Here is a 6,930-nt window from a genome sequence, read left to right as displayed (position 1 = left end):
GGGCAAGACATCATGCCGACCACCGCTGGCCCAGCCGCAAGACTCCTCCCTGCGACCACCACCAAGGTAACGGGGCTGGCGGCTCTGGGTGCTCCGGGGTGCCGATCCGCCGGGGTGCTCGGCTCATGTCATATGTGTGACATGTCCGCCGACAACTTTTCACACAATGGGGGTTTGTGTGAAAAGTTCTCCTTGCTCATGTCACACAACCCCCGTTAGCGTGACATCGTGGATGTGGAGATGTTCAGGAACCCGTCGATGGGAGAACTGGTCGAGATCAGCGGATCGGACCTGCATCTGGGCAGTTGGCGTCATCACGCCTTCATCCCAGTTCCCTTGGGAGAGGAAGAGCCGCAACTCTCCGGCACGACCTATCGGACCATTGCGGCGGCGGGTCGGGCGCTCGCAGCTCTTGATGCTACGGCGCGGCGACTTCCCAACCCGCACTTGCTTCGGACGCCGTCGCTGCGTCGAGAAGCGCAGTCCACATCAGCGCTCGAGGGGACATACGCCCCGCTCGACGAGGTACTCAAGGCGGACGACGATATGTCGGCGTCCATTGAGATGACTGAGATCCTCAACTACGCCGGTATGGCTCGGCTCGGCTTCGACTGGATGAATGAAGGACGTCCGCTCACCCTGACCCTCATTGAGGACCTCCAGGGGCGCCTTATGCGCGGAACACCATTGGAGAAGGAGTCCGGGCGGCTGCGCGAGAGTCAAGTCGTCATCGGACGTCGCGATGTGGCAGGGCCCCGAAGCGTGCCGGTTGAAGCCGGCAGGTTCGTTCCCGCGCCGCCGGGGGATCAGCTGCGCGCGGGTGTCGCGGCGCTCGTCGACTGGCTCGGAGCAGATCATTCCGACCGCATCGACCCGGTTGTCGTGGCGGGCATGGCCCACTACCAGTTCGAGACGCTTCATCCCTTCCGCGACGGCAACGGCCGCCTCGGGCGGTACCTCATTGTCCTGACACTCCTGAACACAGGGCTGTTGTCGGAGCCGAGCCTCACCGTCTCACCCTGGTTCGAGGCTCGCCGCACCGAGTACTACGACACGCTTCTCGGCGTGAGCACGGACGGCGACTGGGACTCCTTCCTGTCCTTCTTCGCCCGCGGCCTCGCCGATGCCGCGACCGGGACGAAGGAGCAGATGCTGGCGCTGGTCGCAGTGCAGGAGGATCTTCGGGAGCAGGTCAAGGCGTCATCGCTGCGCTCGGCCCATGCATTCGACCTCGTCGACTTCGCCGTGGCCAATCCGTCCTTCACCGTTCGCAGGGTCGAGAGGGAGATGGGGTTGTCCTACGGGCGCGCCAATGGGCTTGTCGGCCAGTTCGTCGAGCTCGGTCTTCTGGAGGTCATCAACTCGGGCTCCCAACCGCGTCGCTACGCCGCCCCGGCCGTGCTGCACGTCCTGCTGAGCAGCGGGCGCTGAGCAGAGGCTCTGCAGTCTGCTCGGCAGATGCTGCTGTTCTGGCTGTCTGCCGCCCTCGTCTGGCCGTCTTGCCGATCTCGCGAAAGGGGGCCGACTCGGCTCGGCCGTGCCGCATCGAGCACACTTGACTCCGTCATCGCTCCCGCAAGAGAACGGAACCTCGTATGCGCACCATCGTGAAGATCCTCAGTGCTGTCGCCGCCGCTGCCTGCGCCGTCGGGATGTCCGCCTGCGGGAGTAAGGACGGGCAGGACGCAAGCGGCCCGGCTTCTGACACGGGCGCCCCGACGAGTCAGGTGTCCGGCGGCTCGACGGACTCGGCTGTGCAGGCAACGGGTCAGAGCACTGTGGCCGGGGCTCAGGAGATCGAGCCCGTCACCTTCACCGACGAAGCCATCGGCCTGACCCAGACCTGCGACCAGATCGTCTCGGACTTCGACACCCCGACGTACAAGGCTCAGGCTTCCGAGGCGAACGATACGGTCTACCTGGTGCACTGCACCCTGGACTTCTCAGACGGCTTCTCATTCACCTCCGAGGCCGACAACACCCTGAATCTCATTGATGAGAACGACACGTACCATTTCGTCGTCCTCATGCAGGACAACCTCAAGGACGACATGACGCAGGCGGGGCTGCATCCGATTACCTCTGACGACTACGGCGCCAGCCATGTCGACGGGTGGTACGGGTTTGTCGCCATGGGCGACAGCACCCAGGCCAAGCCCCTGCCCGAGGATGCCATGACCCTGTCCTATGATCGGGAGGCCGCCACCGGTGGTGGCGATAAGGGCGACGAGGCGCATGCGTCTCGCTCGAAGGTGACGGTCAAGAACGGCTGAGCCGAGATCGGTCGCTCTCCGGCTCGCGATCGGTCGTACTCCACGCCGAGATCGGTCCACTTCCAGCTCGAGATCGGTCGTAACCCGTGTCGAGATCGGTCGTGCTGCTGCGGATTTGCTGCTCGTTGGTGGTTGCGGGGTGCGGCATGCGGTCTTCGTCCTTGAGCTTGTCGTGCGCGCTTCGATGTTGGGTCGGCTGGGCTGAATCGGACCGATCGCGAGGCGGAATACGACCGATCTTGGTGTGGGGCGTGGTGGGCGTGTCTGGTGGGTGTGGTTGTTTGTGGTGTTGCACATGGGAGGGCAGGGTCTTTGCGGGGTGGGGGGCTGGTTTTTGTTGGAATTACGGGCTTTTCTGGCGAGTGTCATGTGTGGTGGTTGGGCTCCCATGTGCGGTGAGGGGGGTCTGCGCACATGGGAGCTCGACCGCGGCCGTTACCGGTATTGCTGTTCCGCATGATTTCGCGGTTCCCGTCGACGCGGAGCGCACGCGAGTGTGCAACGATTGACCGCCCCCGGCACGCGTGGGTATGGGGATTCACGTGAGTGGACTTCAGGTGTTCACAGCCCACCACCCCCGGCCCACGCGAGCACCGGCACAGTCGGCCCGCGGCGGTGCGGCCCGACTCATACGACCCCCAGCCCCAAGAAGCACTCCACCTGATCACCGCACCCGACGCACTCGCCCTGTCTCGGATGTCCTGACACACCGCAACCTCGGCGCGGAAGTGGACCGATCTCGGCGCGGAGTTCGACCGATCTCGAGCTAGATGTACTCGGTCAGCACGTTGGTGACACTCGGGTAGGGAGAAGGCCTCCACGATTGGTGGTGTCTAACGTCACCGAAGTGGAGGCCTTCTCTTGGTCCATCGTAATGCGCGGCTCACTGTCAAGGGCCGGCTGATTCTCGTGCGCCGGGTCCTCGCCGGCCGTCCCGTCTCGCATGTCGCGAAGGAGATGGGCGTCTGTCGTCAGTGCGCGCACCGCTGGCTGACTCGCTATCGCGCCCACGGCGAAGCTGGCTTGTCAGACCGGTCGTCGCGTCCGGTCTCGTCACCATCGGCGACACCGGCGCAGACCGCGGCGGCGGCGGTCGAGCTGCGCAGTCGTGAGCGGCTCGGACGTGACGACATCGCCCGGGCCTGCGGGGTGAGCCCGCGCACCGCGTCCCGCCTGATCGCCCGGGCCGGCCTTCCGGCGCTGCACGAGCTGGACCCAGTTACCGGGATCGCGTTGCGCGCCTCACGGCGCACCCAGGTCCGCTACGAACGTGACGCTCCGGGCGATCTGATCCACGTCGACGTAAAGAAACTCGGCCGCGTCCCCGAAGGCGGCGGCTGGCGCGTCGAAGGTCCCGACGCGATCGACCACAACCGCGGTCGAGTGAAGTCCACCAAGCTCGGGTTCGACTATGTCCACGTCGCCGTCGATGACCACTCCCGGCTCGCGTTCGCGCAGATCCTGCCTGACGAGAAGGGCACCACCTGCGCGGCGTTCCTCACTGCCGCAGCGGAGTTCTTCGCCCGCCATGGCGTCCAGATCCGCGAGGTGATGACCGACAACGCGAAGAACTACACCGTCTCCACAGCCTTCCAGGGCGAGCTGACCCGCATCGAGGCGAAACACATCACTACCCGACCGCACTGTCCCTGGCAGAACGGCAAGGCCGAGCGCTTCAACCGCACCATGCAGGAGTACTGGGCATACCGAGCGCCCTACGTCTCCAACCAGCACCGCGCCGACGCCCTCGCGCCCTGGCTCGAGCACTACAACTACACTCGACCCCACACCGCCTGCGACGGCCAGCCCCCCATCAGCCGAGTGTCACCAACCTCATGACCGAGTACAGCAGAAGTGGACCGATCTCGACGCGGAACCGGACCGATCTCGAGCTGGAAGTGGACCGATCTCGGCGCGGAGTACGACCGATCTCGAGCCGGAACCGGACCGATTTCGGTGAGAGGGGTCCCGGAGCAGCCCGGGGGCGCCGAGCGCATTCGCATCCAGCACATCGTGCATCTCCTCTCGCCTGCAGCGGTTCACCGCCGGCCGCACGCGAGCGCCGCGCCGGCTGCGGGATGCGCCCCGTAGGCTGCTGTCATGAGCGAGTACTTCGTGGGGAAGCACGACGATGCCAGCACCAGCTCTTCCGGGACGCCGATCCCCGACTCACCTTCGGGAGGCCTGGGAGGCCCGGACACCCGGCGCTCTCGACGCGCCCGGCACGCCCGGCGGGGCAGGCACGCCGCCGCCCCCGCTCGAGGCAGGCACGCGGCTCCCGAGCACGTCCGCTTCGGGATCCCTTTCAACGGAGTCGTCCCCATCTGGCATGACGACGCCGAGATCACCTGGCATCGTGCAACCGACGGCACCGACTTCGCCACGGTGCTCGGCATGGGGGTGGTCGAGACCGAGCCCGGCCCCTCGACCGCTCCCGACGGCTGGGTCGAGATCGTGGAGACCGGCACTCTGCTGGCGCCCGGCTCCGATCCCGACGACGTCGGGGCCAATGCCGAGCCTGCCGAGTTCGGCCCGATCCTGCGCCTGCGGGCCGAGGCCCCCACGGGTCGGCGAGCCTTCAACGACCCCAGGCGCGGAGCCGCCGTCCCCCTATCGCCGGCGCTGACCGTCGAAGAGGCCATGGGCTCCAGCCCCGCCGACTTCGACATCACCGGCTTCACCGTTCACCTGGCGCGGCTCATGCTGCGCGCCGCCCGCGACAGCGCCATTCTCCTGTTCACCCTGCGCGCCCCGCGCGATCCCGAGCCCCATCATGTGCTCAGCGTGCCCAGCGACGTCGATACCGTCGATGGCGAGCAGGTCATGCACTTCCACTTGGGTACTCTGCTCGAGATGGAGGGCGGCGCCTGGGAGCGCGCCACCCACGCCGATGGCATGGCTCTGCTCGACATCGATGCGCCCTACTCCCGCCTCCTCGCCTCCTCGGGGCCCGACGGCGAGCAGAGCTTCGAGACCGAGGGCCTCATCGAGCTGGCCCAACCGGTCGTGGATGCCGTGCTCAAGCCGGGCTTCCCCTTCGCGCTCGGCAGTTCCTTCATCATGCCGCGGGGCTGAGCGGGCCGTGCGCGCACCCGAGGCGTCCCGTCCTGCGAGGCTGAAGCGCCAGAACCGCGAAAACCTGCGATCCTGGCCTCATGACCGACTATCCCCTCCCTGCCCCCGGTGAGATCACCGGGTGGACCACTCCTCCCACTGATGGCGGTGAGCGCCTCGACGGCCGCTCTACCGTTCTGCTGACCGCCGACCGCCTCATCACGGGGCGCCGTGGCGACGCGCCCGGCACTCTCGAGGTCGTCGGCGATGTTCCCGACGTCGGGCCCGACGGCGAGGGCGCGGGCCCGGCCGAGGCCGCCCGGCGCGCCGGAGGCGGCGGCGCCGTGCTGCTGGACCACAAGCGCATCCTGTTCGTGGGCACCGTCGCCGAGGCGGAGGCGCACCTGTCCTCCCGGACCGACCTGGCCGTTGCCGACATCGGGCGCCTCGACCTGCCCGGCTCCACGCTTATGCCCGGTCTCATCGAGACCCACGACCATCTGCTCACCTCCGGTACCGCCGTCGAATACCCCGACTACGGCCCCCATGAGGTCGCCCGCCTCACCCTCAACGCCGCGCGCTCCGCCCGCGAACTGCTCAGCGTCGGCGTCACCAGTACTCAGAGCCTGGGGGCGCGGCACTACATCGACGTGGCCGTGCGCGAGGCCATAGACAACGGGGATGTGCGCGGGCCTCGGGTGGTCGCCTCCGGGCCGCAGATCACCACCACCGCCGGGCACTCCTACCACGCCGGCGCGGAGGTCGACTCCCTCGATCAGATCCGCTACGAGGTGCGCCACCACCACAAGATGGGGGTCGATACGATCAAGGTCATGGCCACCGGCGGCTTCATGACGGGCGGCTCCGCTCCCTGGTTCGCCCAGTTCAGCCAGGGCGAGCTCGACGTGCTCATCGCCGAGGCGCACCGCCTGGGCAAGTGGACGGCCGCCCACGCCCACGGCGTTCAGGGCATTGAGCGGGCCGTGCGCGCGGGTGTCGACTACGTTGCCCACGCCTCCTTCATCACCGCTGACGGCCGCAGCGAGTTCGACCCGGCCCTGGCCGACGAGATGGCCCGCGCCGGCGTGTACGTCGACTGCACCATCACCGCCGACATGCCCCAGATGCTCCGGCGCGACGACTCCTACGCCCCGCCCGCGCGCCAGTTGTGGGAGCACGGCGTCAAGATCGTCGCCGGGCACGACGCCGGGATCCCCGCTGTGCCGCAGCGCGGCTACGTCGCCGGGCTCGAGGCGCTGGAGTGGGTGGGACTGCCGCGTGCCGAGGTGATCCTCGCGGCGACGTCGCGGGCGGCCGCCGCCATCGGATGCGCGGGCATCACCGGGGTGCTGGCCGAGGGATTCGAGGCCGATCTCATCGCAGTGGCGGGGGACCCGCGCGAGAGTCTGGATGCGCTGCGCGACCTCACCCTGGTGGTGACGCGCGGACGCGAGTTCGTGCCCGACCGGCTCGAGGGCGTGCCCGTGCTGCTGGACGACTCCCTGGGTGGACTGGGGCCGATCGGTCCTGCCGCCACGCTGGGGGTGTGGCGCACCCTCGCTGAGCGGCGTCGGACCCATCCGGAGGTGTGAGGCGCAAGAGC

At 67.8% G+C, this 6,930-nt stretch carries 5 protein-coding genes; all 5 read left to right on the top strand.

The window, feature by feature from the left end; translation table 11 throughout:
- The first annotated feature begins 258 nt into the window (after positions 1 to 258).
- Entirely contained in the window at positions 259 to 1,431 is a 1,173-nt protein-coding gene (locus W5W_RS0101725) for a Fic family protein (RefSeq protein WP_017194092.1), read from the top strand.
- 164 nt (positions 1,432 to 1,595) lie between these two features.
- Positions 1,596 to 2,273 (top strand): hypothetical protein, encoded by a 678-nt coding sequence (locus W5W_RS0101720; protein WP_017194091.1) that lies wholly within the window; start codon positions 1,596 to 1,598, stop codon positions 2,271 to 2,273.
- Positions 2,274 to 3,134: 861 nt separating this feature from the next.
- The gene (locus tag W5W_RS0101715; protein WP_017194090.1) at positions 3,135 to 4,112 is read left to right on the top strand and encodes an IS481 family transposase; all 978 of its coding nucleotides are present in this window, start codon (positions 3,135 to 3,137) and stop codon (positions 4,110 to 4,112) included.
- Between the two features lie 261 nt (positions 4,113 to 4,373).
- On the top strand, positions 4,374 to 5,348 hold the full coding sequence (locus W5W_RS0101710) for a hypothetical protein (RefSeq protein ID WP_017194089.1): 975 nt from the start codon (positions 4,374 to 4,376) through the stop codon (positions 5,346 to 5,348).
- An 80-nt stretch (positions 5,349 to 5,428) separates the two neighbouring features.
- Positions 5,429 to 6,919: an amidohydrolase family protein gene (locus W5W_RS0101705; RefSeq protein WP_008732359.1), complete on the top strand. Its 1,491-nt coding sequence runs from the start codon at positions 5,429 to 5,431 to the stop codon at positions 6,917 to 6,919.
- The last annotated feature ends 11 nt before the right edge of the window (positions 6,920 to 6,930 follow it).

The sequence above is a fragment of the Actinomyces massiliensis 4401292 genome, assembly GCF_000269805.1.
GTDB lineage: Bacteria > Actinomycetota > Actinomycetes > Actinomycetales > Actinomycetaceae > Actinomyces > Actinomyces massiliensis.
Note: the sequence above shows the minus strand (reverse complement) of the source record. Positions and strands in the feature narration are given on the sequence as shown.

Coding starts and splice junctions, on each gene's coding strand:
- W5W_RS0101710 (WP_017194089.1), top strand. CDS start 4,374: ATGAGCGAGTACTTCGTGGGGAAGCACGACGATGCCAGCACCAGCTCT.
- W5W_RS0101725 (WP_017194092.1), top strand. CDS start 259: ATGGGAGAACTGGTCGAGATCAGCGGATCGGACCTGCATCTGGGCAGT.
- W5W_RS0101720 (WP_017194091.1), top strand. CDS start 1,596: ATGCGCACCATCGTGAAGATCCTCAGTGCTGTCGCCGCCGCTGCCTGC.
- W5W_RS0101705 (WP_008732359.1), top strand. CDS start 5,429: ATGACCGACTATCCCCTCCCTGCCCCCGGTGAGATCACCGGGTGGACC.